We start from the raw sequence: 21,063 nt of genomic DNA, 5'->3' as shown, positions 1-21,063 counted from the left end.
TCACGACCCGCACCAGCGCGTACGGGCGGGTGGAACACGGCGTCGATTCGTACGCTTACGCCACCCTCAATGGTCAAGAGGTGGAGGACACCGACTACGGGCGAGGACCGACCTGCTGAGCAATAAGCCTCTCCAGATCTCCGCGAGTGTTGTCGGACTCGAAAAGCCCACCCTCGTCGTGGTGCTCGGCTTCGGGATCGAGGCCGATGAGATGGGCAGCTCGGTGACTGACGTGGATGACACGCTTGCCGCGCACCTCCCGTACGAGGTGCACGGGGTCGTCGTCGGTGGCGAGCATGTACTGCCAGAGCGAGTACGGCACGGCCGGGAGGTCGGCCTCGGTGACGGGAGTGTCGTCAATGAGCATCCGGTGGTCGCGGATGTGCACGAGCCACTTGCCGCCGGCAGCGAGGGCGACATGGCCGGCGTAGCAGCAGCCCGTTCCGCACCGGCTGCGGTAATGGAACTGCCACCAGCGTTCGCCGGAGTCCGGGCGGGTTTTGATGGCGGTGATGCGGTCGAAGCCCCGCCAGGCCGCCTGGCGGTGGCGAAGCCGCTGGGCAGAATCGGTGGTCATGGCGATTCCCTTCATCGTGGGTCCTGGCGCGACCCTTCGGCCGCGGGGTGGGCAGCCTGCTGGTCTTCGATGAGGTCGGCGTCGACGACCTCGTGGTCCTGTTCGCCGACGAGTTGCCGGTGCAGGGTGGTGGCGAAGGTCTGCAGTTGATCGAGATTGGCCCGTCGCATCGTGGTGCCGGTCATCGCGTGGAAGGTGTCGTGCAGCTCCGTGAGGCCGCCTGGCCAGCTGTGGAGGATCTGGTGGCGTAGCCACTCGGCCTGTACCTGGGGGGTGGGCCCCGGGATGGCGTCGCTCTCGGCCGGATCTGGTGCGGCAGGCGTCTCGGCGGGGTCGTGCTTTCCAGCAGGCGCCTCGTCGACGCCCTCGGGGCCGGCCGGCTCCTGTTGCCGGGCTGTAAGCGCGGCGCCCACGGTGTTGAGCACGGTGCGCAACTCTGGGGTGAGGTGTCCGGCCTCGAGTGCCTGACGCCAGATGACGCGTATCCGCTCGGGAGTGGTCGCGGCGGCAGCCAGCGCGAGGTAGTCCGGCAGCGTCTGGCCGGAGGGGTCGCCCTCGTCGGGTGCGTCGGGCGGCTGGGTGCTGTGGCCGCGGGGCAGCGCGGGCGCGTTGCGCCGCGCCAGCTCGGAACGCGCCGGTACGGTGCCGGTCATCAGCTGCCGGGGTGAGATGCCCTCCACCCGCAGCCGCGGCACCGGGAAGGTGACGGGCTTGCCGTCCTTCAGGGTGCGAGTTTCGGTGACGAGCAGGATGGCGTCGATGTAGTCGCCGGCGCGTTCGATGAAGGCGGCCCGGTCCGGCAGGTCCTCGGCGGCGTTCAATCCGCCGCTGACCAGCAGCCACGTGCCCAGGCTGGGCACGTCCTGCAGCAGGACCGACAGCCGGGTCTTGACCGTGCACCGCAGCCGCCCCTCAGCCCGGCACAGGCAGGGCCGCCCCGACTTCTGTTCGATGGTCTCGCCGTCGCAGCGGCGTTCGCAGTAGGGGCCGTCCCAGTACTCCATCCACTGGGTGACCGAGTGCGGCGGCAGCAGCACGGGGATCTCGTCGGCCGTGGTGGTGACCTGCCATTTGTCCATGCCCCGGGTCATCTCGGCGACGGTGCCGCCGTACAGGTCGGCGGCGGCCTCGATGAGCGGGCGGGACGGGGAGGTGAAGCGGAAGGTCGACAGCTTGCGCGGGCGTACGCCGTGCTCGGTGGGGACGCTGTCGCCGATGCGGATGTGGCCGTCGGGCCAGTGGGCGCGCTGCTGGCGTTTCATCCGCTCGAACATGCGGGGGTGGATCGGCATCATGACTCCTTCCTGGTGGGCGGTTGGATGGGCTTGCGGCCGCGCAGGTCGGTCCGGTGCAGGTAGGCGGTGACGGGCTGCAGCCCGCGGAAGGCGGCGAACGCCGCGTCGTCGGCGGGTAGTGGGATGAACCCGTAGCCGGTGGTGCGCAGGTTGAGCACCGCGGCGCCGACGAACTGCGGGACCGGGAACTCGTGGGTGCCGTCGTGGTGGTCGGTGGCGCCGTAGCGGCACGCGGGCGGGCAGGCCAGCGCCACCGTCGCGTGCCGCAGCGCGGCGAGCTGCAGCGGGTACTCCTCCCACACCGCCGAGGCGGGATGTTTGAGGCTGGTCTTGATGTCGACCAGCCACAGCCCGGACGGGGTGGGCAGCGGTGCGGCCGGCACCGAGCGGGGCTTGAACCGGGGTACCAGCGGCGAGGTCGGGGTGGGGAAGCTCAGGTTCACCCACAGGTCGCTGGTGCCGCCGTAGCCGAGGTCGCGGTTGAGCATGGTGCACTCGGCGGTGACGATGTCGGAGGCGATGTCGGAGGGGATGTCGAGGCCGAAGTCGGTCAGCCACTGCCGGTAGGAGCCGAGGAACGGTTCGGCTTCGGGGTCCGGCGCGATCGGCGCCTGAAGGTTGACGGCCTGGGCCTGGCGATGGACGCGAGTCCCAAGCCGCATTCGCCGCTCCCACTCGATCTGATAGGCGGTTTTGGCCTGTTTGACGAAGTCGGCCAGGTCGTCGGGGTCGGCGGCGGCGCGGAGCGCGGCGGGCAGGTGTTCGGCGAACCATTCGGCGGTGTGCTTGGCGGCCGCCGGCGCCAGGGCGTGCTTGGCCATGGTGGCCAGCACGTTGGTGACCGAGATCAGGAGCGCGCCGGTGGCCGGGTCGCTGTAGTAGCGGCCGTTGCCGGTGGCGACGGCATGCTGGGGGGCGTCGGGATCGTGTTCGTGGACGGGGTCGTCCGGCGCGGCGCCGGGGCGGGCCGGGGCATCCGCGCTCATCGCTGTTGCCCCGTCTCCTGCTCCGCCTGCGCGGCCGTGGTGGAGGTCGTGGTTGAACGGTCGGCGTCGCAGGCCTGAGTCAGCGCGGGTCCGTACAGGAGTTGCCCGTCGACGGTGACGCGTAGCTGACGGTCGGCGCGCCGGTCGCGGGTGTACAGCTCGACCAGGATGCCGCCGTCCAAGGTCTGGCGGACGTAGCCGGTGATCTGGTTGGCCTGGATGCGGGCGATCGGCCAGCCGGTGACCGCGTCCTCGATCATGTCGGCGGTGATGGCTTCGACGTCAACGATGCTGCGGCCAGTCGCGGTGATGATGGCGCTGATGGCGGCGAGGGTGTCCGGTCCCCAGTTGCCGTAGGCGGCCAGGAGGGTGCGGTAGATGTCCTCGATCGCCTGGATGTCGGAGATGAGCGCGTGGGCGCGCGGCACCGGCAGCGGGTACGGGCCGGGCAGGTCAGACAGGCACACCACAGTGCCTCCAATCCGAAAAAGGTACGCACGAAGGGACCGCGGCCCCCGGTCCCGGAGGGAAGACGGACCGGAGGCCGCGGAGACAAGGGGTTCAGGCGCCGGCGGCCAGGTGCAGCACGCGCACGGCCTGGCCTTCCATCTCGTGCGCGGTGTCGGCGTCGGGCAGCGTCCGGGCGACGCTGGTGACGGCGTGCATGACGCCGCCGGCGCTGGTGTCGCCGCCCTGGATGAAGTGGGACAGGATCTGCCGCTGCTGTTCCTCGGTGTAGGAGAGCTTCTTGGCCACCAGCTCGATCGTCGCGGCAGGGTCGGCGACGCGGGCGCCGGACATCCGGGCCAGCTGCTCCAGCTTGACGCGGACGTAGTCGAGGTCGAGGAAGGTGGTGATCGCGTCCCGGGTCTGGGCGGTGATCAGGGCCAGATTCTTGTCCTGGGTGTCGGCGCTCCAGCGCACCACGCCCTCGTCCATGCGTCCGCCGAGGTGGACGTGCCGGGCGGCGTCGGCGTTGATGGTCATGCCGTTGCGGCAGACCTGTACCACCAGGCGCGGCACGATGGTGAACGCGCCTTCGCCGACCTCGCTGTTGGTGATGACGAACCCGGCGAACACGACGGGGTTGTCGGCGCCGCGCTCGCCGGTGAACGGGCTGCGGTAGTCGCGCAGCAGGTCCGGGGCGAGGGCGCGGACCTGCTCGCAGACCACGCGGACGTACATGCGGCGTTCGGTCAGGTCGCAGCCGTCGATCTGGACCTGCACGCCGCTCTGGCGCACGCCGTCCAGGGCCGCCATGAGGACGTCGAAGTTGTCGATGATGCGGTAGCTGTCGGACAGGAAGGCCCGCGCGATGCCGTGCTCGCCGTCGCCGCGCAGGCCGCGCAGCAGGAAGCGCCGGTCGGCGTCGGCGAGCCAGCCGTTGACGTTCGCGTCGTACAGGTCGGGCTTGTGCTCGCGCAGGCGGCGCAGGTACGGCAGCGGGATGGCGAGCTTGCCGGCCACGCCGCCGTCGCACACCGTGGTGGGGGTGTAGAGCCCGGCGGTGGTGGTGACGCCGCGCTCGGACAGCAGCGGCGCGGTGCTGATGCGCAGGCGGGCGCCTTCGGCGCGGATCTGGTCGCTGTGGACCACGACGTCGACCTTGTGCGCCTGCTGGTGGCGCAGCAGGTCGACGAGGTCTTCCAGGGCCGCGTTGCGGGTGGTCAGCGTGGGTGCGGACGCGGAACTCATGGGAGGGCTCACTTTCGGGAGAGTGGGCGGAAAGGGAAGGTCCCGGCCGCCTGGCGGGCGGCCGGGACCCAGAGGGGCAGGGGGTGGGGGTTACAGCGTGGTGAGGAATTCCTCGTCGCTCGGCAGTTGGTCGAATCGCCAGCCCGTGACCAGGGCCGCCGGATAGTGATCGTGGGGGTGCGGCCGGGTGGCGAAGCGGCCTCGGTTGTGCGGGGCGGCCTGCCGGCCCCGGTACACCTCGAAGACCTGGGTGTCGAGGTCGACGAGGTAGCCCCACTCGCAGTCGGAGGACTCCACGGGGTAGCAGGAGGCGTCCTCGATGACGCCCGCGCGCAGCATCGCCTCGGGGCCGCCCTGGGTTTTCCAGAGCAGTTCCACCCAGGAGGTGACGCCGCAGGAGGAGAGGTCGTCGGCGTACTCGCCCAGCCGCTCGATGTCTTCCACGGTGGGCCGGGTGTCGGAGCGGACCACCCGCAGGGCGGCGACACGCTCGCGCAGCAGGTCGGGCGTCTTCGCGGCGGTGCGCAGCCACGCCAGCACGAGCAGGCCGATGCCGTCCGGGCCGGAGTCGAAGTGGTTGTAGGCGATCTTCTCGGTGTGGTCGGTGACGAAGCCGACGAATCCACGGCTGGCCATGGTCACCGGACCTCCGCGTCGGTACAGGTCATGTCAGGTCCTTCGCGTCGTTGGCGGGAATGCCGGAACTCGGTGGGAACGGGGCAGCCGCCGTTGGTTTCAGGCCGCCTGGAGACCGTCGTCGGCGATGACGGTCTCCGTGCCATCGGCCGCCCCCGGGTCCGCGGGTTCAGAGGATGTGGCGTCGTGCTCCGGGATGTCGGCGGTGGTGGCGCCGTGCTCGGGTGCGGGCGCATCGTCCGCGGCGGGGTTCTGGTCCACGGCTGAGTCCGCCGGATCGTCGTCGTCCGGGCCGGGAGTGACCGGTTCGGTGGCGGGCGTGTCTCCGAGGTACGGGACGCCGTCGATCAGGGCCTGCTCGATGGGCGCCGGCACGTACGCCTTCTCGCCGAGCTCCGGCCCCAGCTCGTTGACCAGGAAACGCAGCCAGGCAGCGGCGTCAGCGGTCGAGCAGGGGCTGTAGCGGCCCTCGCGCCAGGTGTTCTTGCACTCGGCGGAGGCCTGGCTCATCTGGTACTCCCACGCCACGGCGATCGGCAGGAGCTGGAGCATGGTCAACCGGCCGGCAGCGGCGGTGGCCAGGGCCGCCTCCAGGTCCGCGGGCCCGCCGAGCTTGCCGTACAGCGTCGACAAGGCGGCTGAGCCGAGCTTGTCGCGCACCGGCGCCGGCATGTCGTTGAGCATGCGGGTGATGAACCTGGCGACCGGCTTGGGCGCGCTCTTGCGCGCCAGCAGCGTGGCCAGCCACTCCTGGCGGACCGTGGCCGCCGCCATCCACGCCCGGTTGCCCTGGACGACGACCTTGCGGGACGGGCCGTCGTGCTCGGTCTTGGCGGGCGGCGGAAGCGTGATGGCCGGCGGTGGCGTGTAGCCGTGCCGCTCGGGGGTGCTGCAGTACAGCTCCGGCTGTTCGGGGCGAAAGCTGGAGAAGAACGCGCCGCGGCCCGGGCAGTCGGTGTGCTGCTCGGGGTCGAAGCCCTCCATCCTGGTCGCGAGCCGGCTGAGGCGGACGGCACCGGCCGGTTCGTCCTCGGTCACTGGAATGCCGGCAGCGGCGAGGTCGGCCAGTGCCCGGTCGTGCGCGGCCGCCTCCTGGCGTTCCCGGCGCACCCGCTCGATGGCGTGCCGGCCGCTGTGCCCCCAGCTGGAGATGAAGGAGTCGATCCGGGCCAGGGCCTCCTGGTCGCCGTCGAACTCCTCCAGCAGCGCGAGCTCGTCCAGCGTCCAGGCGTACTCCATGGCCTGGGCCCTGCGGCGGGTCCGCTCCGACAGCTTGCCCGCGGCGATCGCCTGGGCGACCTCCTCCCGGGTGCGGCCGGTCCGCTTACGGATCTCGGTCCTGGTGGCGCCCAGCTGGTGGGCCATGAACAGAGCGCGGGACTGCTCGAACGGGGTGAGGCCGATGCGGAAGTCGTCGTCGTTCTCCACGACCTGGTCGACCAGCAGGCTTGCCTTGTCCTCGGCCTTGGTCAGGTCGATCAGGCACAGCAACTTCGGCAGCTTGATCGTGATGGCGCCTTCCAGGCGGCGGTTGCCTTTCACCACCCACCAGCGGTGTTCCTCTTCTCCCTCGCCGCGCTGGTAGTCGGCCGGGATCGGGATGACGGTGACCGGGACCTGCAGCTGAGCCTTGAGCGAGGCGCAGAACTCCTGGGTGAGGTGGTAGTCCTCCCGCACGTTGTCGGGGAAGTGGCCGAGCTGGCGTACCGGGATCCGCGCCAGGCGGAAGTCCTCGGGCAGTTCCAGATCGGCATCGGGTTCGACGGTCTCGGAATCGGAGCCGGACGGCTCGCGGGCTTGGTCGGTGATGGACATGGGGCAGCGACTCCCGTCGGGACGAGTGGAAGGGAAGAGGGCTCCCGCCGCCCGCCCATCCGCGCAGGCGAGTGCGCGGAGGACCCGGCGGGGCGGGCGGCGGGAGGAACGAAGAGACGCCGGCGGGAGGGAAGGCCGGCGCCTCTTCGGCTTGGGAGGCCGTCAGGCCGCGGCGGCGGTGGACGCGCTCTCGTCGGCGGCGGAGGCTCCCTGCACCATGCGCGGGGAGACGGCGCCGGGCTGCGAGGGGCTGACGCTTTCGCCGACCATGCTGTAGCGGGAGGACAGCCCGATCGCGGTGGCGGTGATCTTGATGATGCTGCGTACGGTCGGGTGACCCTTGCGGTCCTTGGACTCGAAACTCCGGGCGACCATGTCGCATCCCTGGACCACCAGCAGGTGGCCCTTGCGGTAGGACTCGCCGGCGCGGATGGCCGCGACCCCGTAGGTGACCACCTCGACCGCCCGGGTCGGCACGTACGGAGAGCCGTCGCGGCCGGGCGTCGGCGGCCCGTTGACCTCCAGCCTGGCCGACCACATGGCGGGCGAGTCGCCTTTGGCGGGGAAGAAGCGGGGCGGGAAAGCGATCCTGCCGGTGACGCTGACCTGGATGTCCATGTGCGAGGCCCTTCCTCGGCCGACGCCCCGGACGGGACGCGGCGGACTTGATCGGCTGCCGGGGCGAGCTCTGACCGTGTGGTGGAGCCCGTCCCGGCAAGGCAGACCCAGCGCCGCCGGGCGTGAGGGCCGCAACCGGGTGGTGCCGGCCACGGGCAAGATGTTTTGCGCCAGCAAAAGATCTCTGCCGTGGCGGGCACGAGCCTCCTGGCGAGAACCCGGTTTGCGGCACCGCGACCAGGGCGGCGCACAGTCAGCCGGCCGGGACGAGCCCGCCATCCGGTCCCTGACCCGAGCTGATCCCTGGCTGATCAGGATGCTGGGGCGCGGCGGCTATCCGGCGAGCTTGGCCCGGCAGCGCTTGGCGTCCTCCACTCCCCCGTCCGCTTCGAACGTCGCGGCCGCGTCCCGGTACTGCTCGTCGGCCTCCTGCCGGCGGCCCAGCGCGGCCAGCGCGTCACCGGCCGTCTCCTGCGCGCGTGCCTGCCCGGCTCGGTGGCGCAACCGCACGCTCAGCTCGCGCGCCTGCTCGCTCAACCGCAACGCGGGCTCCGCGTGACCGGCGTTGAGCATCAGCGTGGCCAGTGTCTGCAGTGCCAGCCGCAGGTAGGACCGATCCTGCGGTGCCTCAGCGAGTTGCTCGGCCACGGTCACCGCCTCATGGCCCAGGGCCAGCGCGCGTTCGTGCTCGCCGCGCGCGCTGAGCACGGTGGCCATGGCCCGCAGGCAGACCAGCTCCGCGTGACGGTTGGCGATCTCTCGGGCGATGCGCAGCCCTCGACCGGCGTCCGCCTCGGCTTCGCTCAGCAGAGCGGAGTGATCCGGGCCGCTCGAGAGCTGACGGCGGCATACCGCTCGCAACGCCAGCGACCGCGCCAACCCGAAGAGGTCTCCACTGCTCTCCCTCCCCTGCACACAGTCATCCAGCAGTGGCAGCGCCCGCTGTGCCCCGCCCGGCCCCTGCATGATCAACGCGGCCAGACGATGGCGCACCTCCGCGGTCATGCGCGCATCGGTGGGCGAGAAGCTCTGCAGCAGGTGCCGCCACATGTCCGCGGCGTCGCGATGGCGGCTCTCGCGGTACAGATAGGACGTCACGCGCAACGCCAGCCCCATCGCCAGGCGGTGTAGCCCGTGCTCGCTGACGATCCGGATCACGTACAGGAGATTCGCCGCCTCGGTCGCCAGCCAGCCATCGGCGTCGTCCACGATCGACTGGCGGACATCCGACGGCGCGAACATGACCATCTCCAGCACCACGACGGGCGGGTCATGCGGTTCCCGGGCGATCTGCTCGTCGGCCAGGCTGGCCAGCTCCAGCCAGCCCAGCATTAGCCGGTGGATGGCCCGGTCGCGCTCGTTGGGCCGTTCGGCCAGGCACGCGGCGGCGAAGACGCGCAGCAGGTCATGCTGGTGATAGCGGGGCTGGCCCAGCGAGTCCACCCCGAGCATGGTCAGCAGGCTGCGGCGGCTCAGGCGCTCCAGCACCTCCTCGACGTCGTCGATGTCCCCGCCTCCCAGCATGGCGACCTCCCAGCCGGCGAACCCGCCCGGCCTCAGCAGCGACGCCAGGCGGAAGACCCGCGCTTCGGGATCCGGCAGCGACTCGTAGCTGTCGGCGATGCTTGCCTCGACCGTCATGCCGTCGGCCTGCAGCATGCTCAGCAGCCGCTTGCGCAGCCGGGTGACGAACATCGCCAGCGGCCAGTGCGGCTGCCCGGATAATCGAGCGCCGGCGATCCGCACGGCCAGCGGGAGCCCGCCACAGGCGTCGACGATGTCGGCGGCCGCGACCGCGTCGGACCGGATGCGCTCGGCGCCGATGATCTCGCCCAACAGGGTCAGCGATTCCTCCGATGACAGGGGTTCCAGCCGCACCGTCCGCATGCCGGCCCCGCCGACCAGGTGCGCGCGGCTGGTCACCATCACCGCGCATCCCGGCGTACCCGGTAGCAGCGGGTCCATCTGGTGCATGCCGGACACGTCATCGAGCACCACCAGGACCTGGCGGCCGGCCAGGACCGAACGGTAGAGCGCGGTGCGGCCGGGAACGGTGGCGGGCACGTCGCTGAGTTCGACGCCCAGCGCGGCCAGCACCTCCCCCAGCACATCGGTGATCTCCCGCGGCTGGTCGGACAGGCCGGCGAGATGCACGTACACCTGGCCGTCCGGGAAGTGCGGCCGCAGCAGGTGCGCGACCTGATGGGCCAGGGCGGACTTGCCCACTCCCGGAGGGCCGCTGATCGAGGCGATAGGCATGCGACCGGTCTGTTCGGCGGTGCGCAGGTATTGGGTCAGTTCTTCCATCTCCGCCGCGCGGCCGGTGAAGTCGCTCACCGCCGGTGGCAGCTGTGCCGGAGTCAGTCCCCCGGCGCCCCATGTGGTGGCGGGGGTTGCTTGCTCGTTCTCGTCCAGAGTGCGGAGATCGAGGGTGTCGTTGACGATCTCGTCACGCAACCGGCGCAGCCTCGCCCCTGGGTCCGCCCCGGCCTCCTGGGCCAGCAGCGTCACCAGGCCGTCGTAGTGCCGTAACGCCTCCATCCGGTATCCGGCCCGGTACAGGGCGGTCATCAGCAACGCGTTGAGCATCTCCGACAGCGGATCCTCAGCCAGCTCCCGGCGGAGGTCGCCGAGCAGCTGCTGGTGCTCCCCCGTCTTCAGCCGGGCCTTCAGGAGGTCCTGCTGGGCGACCTTGCGTTCCCACAGCAGTTCTTGCCGCCAGGTCGCCAGTCGGATGGGGTCCTCGGGCACGTCGGCCAGGGGAGGGTCGCCCCATAAATCCAATGCCCTTCGTAATGAGGCGACTGCGGCATGTTGATCACCGGTTGCTATCCGGACCCGACCCTCCTCGGCCAGCAGCCGGAATTCCGTCAGGTCGAAACTGTCTTCCGGGCGCAGCACGATGCGGTACCCATGACCGCGTGCGGACGGAATACGCCCTGGGAGCAGTTGACGAAGCTGCGACAAGGCGGTTTTCAGCGAGTTCTCCCGGCCGTAAGTATCACCCCAGACCGCCTGCGTCAGCGTCTCGGCGACGATCCCGTCGGAGCCGGCCAGCAGCAGTGTCGCCAGCAGCGATCGCCTGGTACGCGTGATCTCGACCGGCTCGTCCCCGCACTCGACCTGGAGCCGGCCCAAGATGGCGAACCGCACAGGAGCCCTCCATTCACCATGTGAAGGCGATCGGCGATGTGATAGCAGTGATTCCTGATCAAATATGACCAATGTGGATATTACTGCGCAAATCCACGAGAGGATCATGACCCGGCGACAACCACATCACAACCGGGTCAACACCATCGCCTGACAGGTTCCCAAGGGGTCAAGAGTCTCGCCTGCGAAGACGGACTGAGCCTTGTGTCTCGTTTCCATTGACGTGAAACATGTATGCGTTATCTGCCTTGAGTGAAGGGGCTCGGCGTCTCCGAGTATGAACAGCTCCAGCGCCGCCGGCTTCTCCCTCAGAGGCCGAGCCAATAGGCTCGGGCAGTGAGGAGAACCTTCGTCTTCGATGTCGGCGAGACCATCGTCCGCGACGACCGTTACTGGGCATCCTGGGCAGACTGGCTCGACGTACCGACACACACGTTGTCGGCGCTCGTCGGCGCTGTAGTCGCTCAAGGTCGGGACAACGCCGACGCCCTTCGACTCCTGCGACCCGGCATTGATATCAGGGCCGAGTATGCCGCACGTGAAGCAGCAGGTCGCGGTGAGCGCATCGAGGAGGCCGACCTCTACCCGGACGTCCGACCGGCGCTCGCCGCGCTGCGGGCGGCCGGCCACCGCGTGCTCATCGCCGGGAATCAGACACGTCGCGTCGCCGAGCTGCTACGCGCTCTCGACCTTCCCGTCGACGGGATCGCCACCTCAGGCGAGTGGGGCGTCGCCAAGCCGCACCCGGCATTCTTCGCCCGCCTGGTGGAGTTCGCCGACACTCCGCCTGAGCGAATCGTGTACGTCGGCGACCATCCCGCCAATGACGTCATCCCGGCCAAGGCGGCCGGCCTCGGCGCCGCTCACATACGGCGCGGCCCCTGGGGGTACTTGTGGGCCGACGATCCCGGCACGGCCGCGGCCGACTGGCGGATCACCAGCTTGCGGGAGCTCGTCGACATCACCGGGTGACGCGAACCTCTGGGCACAATCGTCACCGGGTCGCTACAGTCCGAGAAGAGCACACGGGAGCACCTCATGCCTACCACTCCTCACCGCGGGATAGGCAAGCGTGTCGCCTATTACCGGAGCGTCGCTCGCCTCACTCAGCAGCAGTTGGCCGATGCCGCGAGCATCCATGTGGGCACGCTACGCAAGATCGAGCGTGGAGCTCGAGGGGCTGGCGACAACATCCTGGAAGCACTCGCCGCGGCGCTCGGCATCGACCCGTCGCTATTGGTAGCCGATCGGGCGCAGGCAAGCTCCCGGATCGCCGCGGCGATCCCCGCTCTGTCGGCAGCCATCGCGGCCTATGATCTGCCCGACGACGGACCCGTGCGCCCGCTGCCGGAGCTCCGTGCTGCCGTCGCCGAGGCGACCACGTGGCGGCTGGCCTCCCAGTACGTGCGCATCACGCGCCGACTGCCCGAGCTGCTCGGCGAGCTGTTACGTGCCGGGCCCGACCACGATCCCGACGTGGCAGCACTCCTCGCGTCCGCCTGTAGAGCGGCGGACGCCGTCGCCTTCAAGTTCGGCGCCTACGACCTATCCGCTAGATACATCGAGCTGATGCGGTGGGCCGCCGCCAAAACTGGCGACCCCATCCTGACCTCCACGGTCGCCTACGTCCGCACGGAGACTTTCTTCGCCTCCAACGCCCATGCCAAGGGCCTGCTTGCCCTCGAACTCGCCATCGACGCCGCGGCCTCGCCAGACACCCCGCCAGCCATCGCCGCGTGCGGCGCACTTCACATGCGGGCTGCTGTGATTGCCGGTCGTACCGCAGACGCGGACGCCGCCGACCTCCATCTCGCCGAAGCCCGTCGGCTGAGCGACCAGGTGCCCGAAGCCATCTACTCCGGCACTGCCTTCGGGCCGTCATCGGTCCGCATACATGAGGTGTCCGTCGCGGTCAGCCTCGGCAGAGACTACGTCCGTCGCGCCCTTGACATCGTCCGCGGGTGGACACCGCCGCCTGAGCTGCCCGCCGAGCGGCGCAGCGGGTTCTACATTGAGCTGGCCCGCGCGCAACTGTGGTCCGGCTTGCCGGACGACGCGTTCGAGTCCCTGAAGATTGCCCGGCGAACCGCCCCTCAACACGCGCGCGACCATCGATGGGTACGGGAGGACGCCGCGACTCTGCGCAGACTCAAGCGCGCCAACAGCGAGGATCTGAACAGCTTCGCCGAGTGGTGTCACGCCACCTGACCCCGGTGACCCACATTGGGTCACTTCCCCTCTGGCCTCCGGACGACCATCTGAGTGTCACAGCGACCAGACGGGACCCGCTATGTCAGAGGCAGCACTCCCCACCAAGCTGATCACCGCGCTGGACGACGCCACCACTCTGCGGGCCCGGGCGCACAGGGACGGCGAAGATCGCTTCGAGACCGGCCGAACCATGGTCGCCGTGCTGGACAGAATCTTGCTTGGGATACGGCTCAACACGCTGAACCGCCGCGATCGCCCCGCCTGATCACGCCATGACCAGGTGCGACCCGGCCACCTCTAGCAGGTGTAAGCAGGGTCGGCCAACCCGGCCGAGGAACGGGACCACATGCCGCGCGAGCGGAACTGCTCACTCTCGGAGCCCTGCGCCCGCGCCCTCCTGCATTCCAACTTCCGGAAGGACTCCTTCTCATGCCGCCCCCCACCCCCACCGACCACATCGCCGCCACATACGCCGGCCATCTGCATACGTGGACAGGCGAACCAGGCCTGGCCGGCGTTGCCGCGTACCGGATCCAAGCCGAACTGTGGCAGGGGCATCGGGTCGCGTCGGAGGTGCACCACGGCGGCAAGGTCGCTCTGGTGTCGGTGGCCACGGAGCTGGTCTGCTGGACGGACGGGCATCGCTGGTGGTGGTGGACGGGCCGTACCTCGGTCAAGGGGCACCGCCTCTACACCTACGTGCGCACCGAGTTCCTCGAGGAGGCCGCCCAGCGGGTCGCCGCCCGGTACGCGGAACTGCAGGTGGAGCAGGACACCTCCCGCCCAGCTACTTCCCCTCAACCCATGTCGGAGGTCAGCGCTCGATGAGCCTCCCTGATCACGCCCCCACGCCTGGCGTCGAGCCCCTGTCCCAGCAGTCGACACCCGCCCGCCTGTACGGAGCGCTCGGCGAAGGCAAGGATCACTTCCAGGTCGACGAGGACAACGCCGCCGCGCTCGACGAGATTCTGCCGGGCATGGCGCGCATCGTGCCGGACAACCGCAGCTGCCTGCGCCGCATGGTGGCCGCCGCAGCGGATCTGGGGATCAGCCAGTTCGTCGACCTCGGCTCCGGCTTGCCCGACCAGCCGCCCAACCTGCACGAGGTGGTTCATGACCGGCAGCCCGGCGCGAGCTTCGTCTACGTTGACCGTGACCCGGTGGTGTGCACGCACGGGCGTGCCCTTCTACGCGCCCCCCGGGTGACCATGGTCGAGGCCGATGTGCGTGACCTTGACGACGTGTTCAGTCGGCCTGAGGTGCGCATGCGGGTCGACTTCGGGCTGCCGGTATGCCTGGTGCTCGGCGCGGTTCTCCACTTCCTTGCTGATGATGAGGTCCGCGGGGTGATGGAGGCGTCCCACGACTGGTTGCCGCAGGGCAGCCTGCTGCTGGTCACGCACGCCACCAGCGACCAGCCCCACTACACGCCCGAGCAGGTCGAGGCCGCCCGTGACTTCTACCAGGCTCAGACCGGCGAGCGGCTTTACCTTCGCCGGGTGCAGGAGATCGCCGACCTGGTACTACCCGGGTGCGCGCCGATGTGGCCCGGCCTGGTCAGCACCGCCTTCTGGCGGGCGGGCCCGGAAGCGGGGCCGGACGCACGGGCACCGTACTTCGTGGCTGTGGCCGCCGAAGTGCGTGGTCTCGTCGAAGATCGGCGTGCTGTCCAGGAGTCGGCCGGATGAGCGGCGACTCCCCAGACCGGCGGCGGAGCCGGTCGCACCCCGGATGTACTCCTATGCCCAACAGGATGGTCCGGGGCGACGACCACACCGCGGGCTTCGCCGCCTTCAGATGCTCGTGGTCCGATGCGGAGATTCGTCGCACCCCCGTCGGGCCACGAGTGTCCACCTCATGCTCTGCGCGGCCCACTCCAGCCGTATGTCGCCTGCCCGGCGGATGCGGCGGCCGGCGCAGCAAGGAGGACGGGGCAAAGGCAGGCCACCGCCCCCTGCCCCGTCCTCCATCTCATGAAGAGAGCTGACACATGGACGCCGGCATCGCGCTGTCCTGCCTCACCCGCGGGGATCTGGACACGGTGGCCGCCGCGCCCGCGCACGACGATGACGGTCAGGAGCCGACCTTGGCTCCCGACCAGGACGAGGCCTAGCCGAGCCGTTCGGCCGGTCGGCACAAGCTGCCCGGCCGCGCCGCGCTGACCCTCCTGTCACGGTGCGGCCGGGTGCCCCTCCCCCGCCAGATGTCCTCCCTCGCCTCTGTACGCCTTGGGATGTTCACACATGACACAGCTACAAAGAGCAATATTGTCCGTACTCACTGTGCTCGCCATGGTGGGGTGTGGCTCTCCGCCGTCAGCCTCTCGCCCGAGCGGCAGCCAGCTGCAGACAGTCAAGGTCGGGATCATGCCCATACCCGACTGCGTCACCGTCCCCCTCGCGAACATGAGGGGCTACTTCGAGGACGAAGGGCTTCAAGTCGAGATCGAGACCGTCCAGGGCGGCGGCGTCGCCCTGCCCAAGCTCAAATCCGGAGCCCTGTCTTTTTCGATCATGAATTACACCGCCGCCGTGCTCGCCGAGTCCCAACAGCCTGGCACTCTGCGCATCGTCGCCGACGCCTACCAGTCGGCTCCCAACACCTTCAAGCTCATGGTCGCCAAGAACTCACCCATCAAGGGCCTGGCCGACCTGCGCGGCAAGCACATCGCGGTCGTGACCCTGCGCTCGGTCGGCACGCTGACCACCGAAGCCGCTTTGAAGATCTCAGGCTTGACCGCCGACGACGTGCGAATCTCCGAACTGCCGCTGCCGGACATGATCCCGGCGCTCCAAACCGGGAAGATCGATGTCGCCTGGATGACCGAGCCGTTCATCACCGCCTACCAGCAACTCGGCGGGCAGACGCTCTACGACGTGATGCAGGGCCAGACGGAGAACTGGCCGATCGCCGGCTGGGCCACCACCACCGACTACGCCAAGAACCACCCCCGCCAGGTCGTCGCGTTCCAGCGCGCCATCCTCAAGGCCCAGGCCGACGCCCAGAACCGGCAGGTGATCACCGACACTCTGCCCACCTACACCAAGATCGGCCCCGAGACGGCGGCGACCATCACCCTGGGAACCTTCCCCATGAACCTCCACCCGGATCGCATCCAGCGGGTGGCGGACGTGATGCTGGAACACCAGTACATCACCGGCGAGCTCGACGTCAGCCGGTTCCTGATGCCGCCCCCGGCCACCGTCGGCCACTCTCCGGCGCCACCGCCCCCGCCGGCCACGCCCTCGACGCCCGCCGCCACGCCGTCAAAGGTGCCCACGCCGTGACCCTTCACCAGCACCCCGACGCCCTGACCTTCAGCCTCGTCGACCCGTACCAGCACATCCAGAAGATGCTCGACGCCGTCCCGGACTTCGCCGCCCTGCACGCCGCCGTCGAGCTGGACGTCTTCGAAGCCCTGGCGACCCAGACGGTGACCAGCGACGAGCTGGCCGACGCCTGCGGCGCCGACCCGGACGCGATGAACCGGCTGCTGGGCTGGTTGCACGCCCGTGGCTTCGTCGCCGACAGCTCCGCCGGCTACCGGCTCACCGAACTCGGCCACGTCCTCACGGCCGAGGCCGACCCGTCCCAGCGGCACGCGGTGCTGGTGGCGGGCTCGACGTACTGGTGGAACGCGATCGGCCGCCTGGCCCACACCATCCGCCGCGGACAGCCCACACAACTTGAGGGTCAACCGGTGTACGAATACCTCGCCTGCACTCCCGGACTGGCCGAACAGTTCGACCGGTTCATGACTGCGCGCAGCACCGCCGTCGGCCGCGACCTCGCATCCCTCGACGGGTGGGCCGAGGTCCGGCTCGTGGCCGACCTCGGAGGCGGCCTGGGCGGCGTCCTGGCCGCCCTTGTCCATGCCCATCCCCATCTACGGGGCGTCCTGGCCGAGCGCCCCGGCGTCACCGCGCGCGCCCACGCCTACCTGAAGGAACAGGGCCTGCTCGGCCGCGTCGAGATCGTCGCGGCCGACATCTTCGAGGAGATCCCCCGGGGAGCGCAGCGGTACCTGCTGTCGTCGATCCTGCACAACTACAGCGACGAAGCGTGCGTCAGCCTCCTGACCGAGGTGCGCCACGCCCTCCAGGACAACGCCGGCGGACAAGTGTGGATCGTCGAGGGCCTGCTGCCCCGGCGCACCAGCACGCCCAGCCCCTGGTATGCCACCGACATCCGGATGATGTCCCTGTTCCAGGGCGGCCAGGTACGCCGCGCCTCCCAGCTACGCCGGCTGGCCCGACAGGCCGGGCAGACCATCGTGCACGCGACGCCCCTGCCCTGCGGACAGACCGTGCTGGCCGCCCGGCCGGCACGCGGGCATGAGAGCTGACCACGCCGGCGCTTCCTCCCACCCCGAGCAAGGAAGGTGACCCGTGACGACCATTTCCGGTGACTCGATCACCGAACTGTTCGCCCGTGCCGTGAGGCTGACCATCGACGGTGAGAAGGTCATCCCTCGCGGCATGGACACACGCGAGCTGCTGGACGTGCGCCTGTTGCTTCACGAGCCTCGCGCACGTCTGCTGGCCGCTCCTTCGGGGCGCGTTTTGAACACCGCGTTCGCCGTCGCCGAGACTGTCTGGATTCTGTCGGGCTCCGATGCGCCGTGGATCTACGAGTTCAACGGTCAACTGCGGCAGTACGCCGAGGACGACGGCATTCTGCGAGGCGCCTACGGGCCACGCTTGCGCTGCTGGGACGGGCACGTCGATCAGCTCGCTCTGGCGCTCGCCACTCTGCGGGGCGATCCCGATTCGCGACGGGCGGTCATCCAGCTCTACGACCCCGCCCGTGACGCCGGCGGGCACCGGGACGTGCCCTGCACGCTGGGCTACCGCTTCCACCTTCGCCAGGGACGCCTGCACATGGCGACCACCATGCGCAGCCAGGACCTGTGGACCGGGCTGCCGTACGACGTCTTCGCCGCGACCACGCTGCACGAGTTGATGGCCTCCTGGCTGGGCGTGGAGCTGGGTGTCTACCACCATCATGTCGACTCGCTCCACCTGTACGAGCACGACCTGGACAAAGCGGCCAGCGTCCTTAACACGACGGTCCCGACGTCCGGGAAGCTGCCCTCGCTGGAGACGCCGTGGGAGGGGTTCGACGCCTTGCTCGCCGATGTCCGCTATGGCCGGAGGGTGAACCATCCGGGCTGGGACACGATGACCGCCGTGCTGGCCAGCTACCAGCAGTGGAAGCGCGGCCAACGCGAAGCCGCCGTCGCCAAGGCTGAGGACATCGAGGGAGCACTCGGCGAGGGACTGCGCGCCTGGTACGCCGTTCTGCGGGGGCGGTGATCTCGATGCAGCCCTATGTCGTCCTGGGCGTGTGCTCCTTCACCCACGACTCGTCCGCGGCCCTTCTGGTGGATGGCGAATTGGTCGGGTTCGTCGAGGAGGAACGCCTATCCGGGGTGAAACACACCCGCACCTATCCCGAGCATGCGGTCACCTGGTTGATGAGCGAGGCGGGCATCACGCCTGAACAGGTCAACGAGGTCGCCTACAACTTCCACGGTCTGCACTACCTGCGCGTTGTCCCGGCGGCCCTCGGCCTGGTCGGCGACCCAGCCAGCCGTCACCGCGCGGTGGCGCGCGCGGCCAGCTTCACCAAGGTCGCGCTCCGTACCGTCCGCCGCGTTCAAGCCCTGAGGCGCCGTTTCCCGCACGCCCGCGTCCGCCCGTCGCTGCATCACCGCACCCACCAGATGTACGCCTTCGCCGCGTCCGGATGGGAGAGCGCGGCCGTCCTGGTCGTGGACAGCCTCGGCGAGGCGCAGACCACCACCATCGCACTCGGCCGCCAATCAGAGCCCGGCCGGCCCGCTCTGCGGCCCGTGTACGAGCTGACCGACCCGGCCTCGCTCGGCTACGCCTACGGCTCGGTCACCGAGCATCTGGGCTGGCGGCGCGGCGATGAGGAAGGCACTGTGATGGCGCTGGCCGCCTTGGGCGATCCAGCACGCTTCCGGGCGCTGTTCGCCGACGCCATCCCGATCACGCCGACGGGGTTCGCTCCGCACCCGGGCTACTTCGCGCCCAGGGTGCTCGCGTCGTCCTTCGCCCGTCTGACACCTCGCTTCGCCGCGGAGACCTGCCCGCGCCGTGCTTCAGACGCCCCGATCAAGCAGGTCCACCGGGACCTGGCCGCCGCGCTCCAAGAACGCGCCGAGAACGTGATGCTGCATCTGGCGGCCCTGGCCAAGACACGTACCGGGAGGCGGCGGCTGTGTGTCGGTGGAGGAGTCGCCACCAACTGCGTGGCTGTCGGCAAGATCGTCAAGTCTGGCCTCTTCGAGGAGGTGTTCGTGCCGCCGGCTCCGGGCGATGCGGGAACCGCGATCGGCGCGGCAGCGGCCGTACACCTGGAGGGCAGCGCGCGTCCGCTGGCCGGGGTTGCCAACGCCTGTTACCTCGGCCCCGCCTACGCCGATCAGTTGCCGGATCTTTCACGGTTCACGGTGCATCGGCTCGATGGTGATGTCGCCGAGGTTCTGGCGGAGCGGCTCGCCGACGGTCAGATCGTCGGCCTCTTCCAGGGGCGCGTCGAGGCTGGACCACGTGCGCTCGGCAACCGCTCGATCCTGGCCTCACCGCTGAAGCCTGGCGTGGTGGCACGGCTCAACGACACCGTGAAGTTCCGGGAGTCGTTCCGCCCGTTCGCGCCGATGGTGACGGCCGAACGCGCCGCCGAGTACTTCGCCCTCGGTCAGGAGGCGCCGTTCATGTCGATGGCCTCGTCCGTGACCGACCTGGCCCGCGAGCAGATCCCGGCGGTCGTGCATGCCAACGGCACGGCTCGCGTGCAGACCGTCACCCAGGACGGCAACCCGTTCATTCACAAGGTGCTGACCGCCTTCGCCCGCCGCACCGGCGTCCCCGTATTGATCAACACATCCCTCAACGTGAAAGGCAAGCCGATCTGCGGCACCCCGGCCATGGCCCTGGACTGCCTGGCCGGCAGCGGCCTGGACGCCCTGCTGCTGGAAGGCAGGTGGATCACCACATGAGGATCGGCTACAGCTTCTGGGGGTTCCTGGGAACCGGCATCACCGACACCCCGGACGGTGGGCGCAGCCATCGGCGCCCCTTCATCGACGCCATACAAGCCAGAGGTCACCAGGTGGTGTTCCTCCAGCCGAACCGCGATCTGATCGAGGCGGGAGATCACCTCGCCGACCAGTACCTGTTCGACGCCGACCTGCCGGACATCGACGTCCTCTTCGCCGAATGGCGTTGGCCCATCCCGGGCCGCAACACCACCGCCTGCACCGCCCCCGGCCACACCTGCGACCTGCATCGCCAAGCCGAGTTGCTCGATCACTACACGCACACGCGCGGCCTGCCCACGCTCGTCTGGGACAAGGACCGCAGGCTCCCCCAGAAGGATCCGCTGCGCCGCCACCCCAGCGTGATGGTCTGCGAGGCCGCGCTGACCGCCTCCCCGGGCACCCGCTCGCTGTTGTTCCCGCTGGACGATGCGCTCCTGGATCAGGCCGATCCGGTGGTTCTCGCCGCGCGGCCGAGGCCGTTCCCGCTGACCTATGTGGGCAACCAGTACGACCGCGACCAGGCATTCGAGGACTACTTCGCGCCCGCGGCGGACCGTCTGCCGCACCGCGTGGCGGGCAAGTGGTACGACACCGGCCGCTGGCCCAGCGTGGCCTTCATCGGGAGGGTGCCCTTCAGCCAGGTGAGCCGGTTGTACGGCGAGAGCCTGGCCACGGTCCTGCTACTGCCGGACCGGTACGCAGCCGTAGGGCAGATGACCCAACGCATCTTCGAGGCCGTCCTGGCCGGCTGCCTGCCGCTCGCACCGTCCACCATCGCCCACGTCGACCAGTTCGTCCCGAGTGAGCTGATCGTCCACGACGGGTACGAGGTGATCGCCGCTGTGCAGTGGCTGTCGTCCCTCGCGGGCACCGCCGAACACACCGACCTGATCGCCGCCTGCCTGGCCAAGCTCGACCTGTTCCGGCTCAGCCGGCAACTCCAGATGCTGGAGACGATCCTCGGTGAGTTCGCCCCCGCCGCTGCTGGGAGGCGCCGATGAACACGGC

20 protein-coding genes are annotated in these 21,063 nt (G+C 69.6%); 11 read left to right on the top strand and 9 right to left on the bottom strand.

Annotation, left to right across the window (positions count from 1 at the left end):
* Positions 1-94 precede the first annotated feature (94 nt).
* From ACQEUU_RS33985 to ACQEUU_RS33945, 9 genes are all read right to left on the bottom strand, one after another.
* Positions 95-592, bottom strand: coding sequence for a hypothetical protein (locus ACQEUU_RS33985; RefSeq protein WP_270157527.1), 498 nt, complete (start codon positions 590-592; stop codon positions 95-97).
* Positions 589-1,869, bottom strand: a complete 1,281-nt coding sequence (locus ACQEUU_RS33980; RefSeq protein ID WP_270157528.1) for a hypothetical protein — start codon at positions 1,867-1,869, stop codon at positions 589-591. The genes ACQEUU_RS33985 and ACQEUU_RS33980 overlap by 4 nt, the downstream gene beginning before the upstream one ends.
* Positions 1,869-2,858, bottom strand: a complete 990-nt coding sequence (locus ACQEUU_RS33975; RefSeq protein WP_270157529.1) for a hypothetical protein — start codon at positions 2,856-2,858, stop codon at positions 1,869-1,871. The genes ACQEUU_RS33980 and ACQEUU_RS33975 overlap by 1 nt, the downstream gene beginning before the upstream one ends.
* Complete coding sequence (locus ACQEUU_RS33970) at positions 2,855-3,325, bottom strand: hypothetical protein (protein WP_270157530.1); 471 nt, start codon at positions 3,323-3,325, stop codon at positions 2,855-2,857. The genes ACQEUU_RS33975 and ACQEUU_RS33970 overlap by 4 nt, the downstream gene beginning before the upstream one ends.
* A gap of 94 nt (positions 3,326-3,419) precedes the next feature.
* The gene (locus tag ACQEUU_RS33965) at positions 3,420-4,553 is read right to left on the bottom strand and encodes a DUF932 domain-containing protein (protein WP_433073740.1); all 1,134 of its coding nucleotides are present in this window, start codon (positions 4,551-4,553) and stop codon (positions 3,420-3,422) included.
* 90 nt (positions 4,554-4,643) lie between these two features.
* Positions 4,644-5,195, bottom strand: a complete 552-nt coding sequence (locus ACQEUU_RS33960) for a hypothetical protein (protein ID WP_270155169.1) — start codon at positions 5,193-5,195, stop codon at positions 4,644-4,646.
* Between the two features lie 93 nt (positions 5,196-5,288).
* The gene (locus ACQEUU_RS33955; RefSeq protein WP_270155170.1) at positions 5,289-7,004 is read right to left on the bottom strand and encodes a ParB/RepB/Spo0J family partition protein; all 1,716 of its coding nucleotides are present in this window, start codon (positions 7,002-7,004) and stop codon (positions 5,289-5,291) included.
* Between the two features lie 162 nt (positions 7,005-7,166).
* Positions 7,167-7,622, bottom strand: coding sequence for a single-stranded DNA-binding protein (locus ACQEUU_RS33950; RefSeq protein WP_433073736.1), 456 nt, complete (start codon positions 7,620-7,622; stop codon positions 7,167-7,169).
* Positions 7,623-7,955: 333 nt separating this feature from the next.
* A complete protein-coding gene (locus tag ACQEUU_RS33945) occupies positions 7,956-10,775 on the bottom strand; it encodes a BTAD domain-containing putative transcriptional regulator (RefSeq protein ID WP_433073733.1) in 2,820 nt (939 codons plus the stop codon).
* A 336-nt stretch (positions 10,776-11,111) separates the two neighbouring features.
* On the opposite strand from ACQEUU_RS33945, the gene ACQEUU_RS33940 reads away from it, so the two are divergent.
* The 11 genes from ACQEUU_RS33940 (at position 11,112) to ACQEUU_RS33890 (ending at position 21,056) form a co-directional block, all read left to right on the top strand.
* A complete protein-coding gene (locus tag ACQEUU_RS33940; protein ID WP_270155173.1) occupies positions 11,112-11,747 on the top strand; it encodes an HAD family hydrolase in 636 nt (211 codons plus the stop codon).
* Positions 11,748-11,813: 66 nt separating this feature from the next.
* Complete coding sequence (locus ACQEUU_RS33935) at positions 11,814-12,983, top strand: helix-turn-helix domain-containing protein (protein WP_270155174.1); 1,170 nt, start codon at positions 11,814-11,816, stop codon at positions 12,981-12,983.
* 82 nt (positions 12,984-13,065) lie between these two features.
* Positions 13,066-13,251, top strand: a complete 186-nt coding sequence (locus ACQEUU_RS33930) for a hypothetical protein (RefSeq protein ID WP_433073729.1) — start codon at positions 13,066-13,068, stop codon at positions 13,249-13,251.
* A gap of 164 nt (positions 13,252-13,415) precedes the next feature.
* Positions 13,416-13,814 carry a hypothetical protein gene (locus tag ACQEUU_RS33925; RefSeq protein WP_433073727.1) on the top strand — a complete coding sequence of 133 codons (399 nt, stop codon included), beginning with the start codon at positions 13,416-13,418 and terminating at the stop codon, positions 13,812-13,814.
* The gene (locus ACQEUU_RS33920) at positions 13,811-14,674 is read left to right on the top strand and encodes an SAM-dependent methyltransferase (protein ID WP_270155175.1); all 864 of its coding nucleotides are present in this window, start codon (positions 13,811-13,813) and stop codon (positions 14,672-14,674) included. The genes ACQEUU_RS33925 and ACQEUU_RS33920 overlap by 4 nt, the downstream gene beginning before the upstream one ends.
* Before the next feature lie 302 nt (positions 14,675-14,976).
* On the top strand, positions 14,977-15,099 hold the full coding sequence (locus ACQEUU_RS33915; RefSeq protein ID WP_270155176.1) for a hypothetical protein: 123 nt from the start codon (positions 14,977-14,979) through the stop codon (positions 15,097-15,099).
* 178 nt (positions 15,100-15,277) lie between these two features.
* A complete protein-coding gene (locus ACQEUU_RS33910) occupies positions 15,278-16,273 on the top strand; it encodes an ABC transporter substrate-binding protein (RefSeq protein WP_270155213.1) in 996 nt (331 codons plus the stop codon).
* Positions 16,270-17,331, top strand: a complete 1,062-nt coding sequence (locus ACQEUU_RS33905; RefSeq protein WP_270155177.1) for a methyltransferase — start codon at positions 16,270-16,272, stop codon at positions 17,329-17,331. Before ACQEUU_RS33910 ends, ACQEUU_RS33905 begins: the two co-directional genes overlap by 4 nt.
* Positions 17,332-17,374: 43 nt before the next feature.
* Positions 17,375-18,301 (top strand): thymidylate synthase, encoded by a 927-nt coding sequence (locus ACQEUU_RS33900; protein WP_270155178.1) that lies wholly within the window; start codon positions 17,375-17,377, stop codon positions 18,299-18,301.
* Positions 18,302-18,306: 5 nt separating this feature from the next.
* Positions 18,307-20,013, top strand: a complete 1,707-nt coding sequence (locus ACQEUU_RS33895; protein ID WP_433074489.1) for a carbamoyltransferase family protein — start codon at positions 18,307-18,309, stop codon at positions 20,011-20,013.
* On the top strand, positions 20,010-21,056 hold the full coding sequence (locus ACQEUU_RS33890) for a glycosyltransferase family protein (protein ID WP_433073722.1): 1,047 nt from the start codon (positions 20,010-20,012) through the stop codon (positions 21,054-21,056). Before ACQEUU_RS33895 ends, ACQEUU_RS33890 begins: the two co-directional genes overlap by 4 nt.
* The last annotated feature ends 7 nt before the right edge of the window (positions 21,057-21,063 follow it).

Source organism: Nonomuraea sp. CA-218870 (assembly GCF_050936535.1).
In the GTDB taxonomy this organism is placed as follows: domain Bacteria; phylum Actinomycetota; class Actinomycetes; order Streptosporangiales; family Streptosporangiaceae; genus Nonomuraea; species Nonomuraea corallina.
Note: the sequence above shows the minus strand (reverse complement) of the source record. Positions and strands in the feature narration are given on the sequence as shown.

What these genes read in the sequence shown, in the direction of transcription:
- ACQEUU_RS33985 (WP_270157527.1), bottom strand. Translation starts at nt 592, where the DNA reads ATGAAGGGAATCGCCATGACCACCGATTCTGCCCAGCGGCTTCGCCAC.
- ACQEUU_RS33980 (WP_270157528.1), bottom strand. Translation starts at nt 1,869, where the DNA reads ATGCCGATCCACCCCCGCATGTTCGAGCGGATGAAACGCCAGCAGCGC.
- ACQEUU_RS33975 (WP_270157529.1), bottom strand. Translation starts at nt 2,858, where the DNA reads ATGAGCGCGGATGCCCCGGCCCGCCCCGGCGCCGCGCCGGACGACCCC.
- ACQEUU_RS33965 (WP_433073740.1), bottom strand. Translation starts at nt 4,553, where the DNA reads ATGAGTTCCGCGTCCGCACCCACGCTGACCACCCGCAACGCGGCCCTG.
- ACQEUU_RS33955 (WP_270155170.1), bottom strand. Translation starts at nt 7,004, where the DNA reads ATGTCCATCACCGACCAAGCCCGCGAGCCGTCCGGCTCCGATTCCGAG.
- ACQEUU_RS33950 (WP_433073736.1), bottom strand. Translation starts at nt 7,622, where the DNA reads ATGGACATCCAGGTCAGCGTCACCGGCAGGATCGCTTTCCCGCCCCGC.
- ACQEUU_RS33935 (WP_270155174.1), top strand. Translation starts at nt 11,814, where the DNA reads ATGCCTACCACTCCTCACCGCGGGATAGGCAAGCGTGTCGCCTATTAC.
- ACQEUU_RS33930 (WP_433073729.1), top strand. Translation starts at nt 13,066, where the DNA reads ATGTCAGAGGCAGCACTCCCCACCAAGCTGATCACCGCGCTGGACGAC.
- ACQEUU_RS33925 (WP_433073727.1), top strand. Translation starts at nt 13,416, where the DNA reads ATGCCGCCCCCCACCCCCACCGACCACATCGCCGCCACATACGCCGGC.
- ACQEUU_RS33920 (WP_270155175.1), top strand. Translation starts at nt 13,811, where the DNA reads ATGAGCCTCCCTGATCACGCCCCCACGCCTGGCGTCGAGCCCCTGTCC.
- ACQEUU_RS33915 (WP_270155176.1), top strand. Translation starts at nt 14,977, where the DNA reads ATGGACGCCGGCATCGCGCTGTCCTGCCTCACCCGCGGGGATCTGGAC.
- ACQEUU_RS33910 (WP_270155213.1), top strand. Translation starts at nt 15,278, where the DNA reads ATGGTGGGGTGTGGCTCTCCGCCGTCAGCCTCTCGCCCGAGCGGCAGC.
- ACQEUU_RS33895 (WP_433074489.1), top strand. Translation starts at nt 18,307, where the DNA reads ATGCAGCCCTATGTCGTCCTGGGCGTGTGCTCCTTCACCCACGACTCG.
- ACQEUU_RS33890 (WP_433073722.1), top strand. Translation starts at nt 20,010, where the DNA reads ATGAGGATCGGCTACAGCTTCTGGGGGTTCCTGGGAACCGGCATCACC.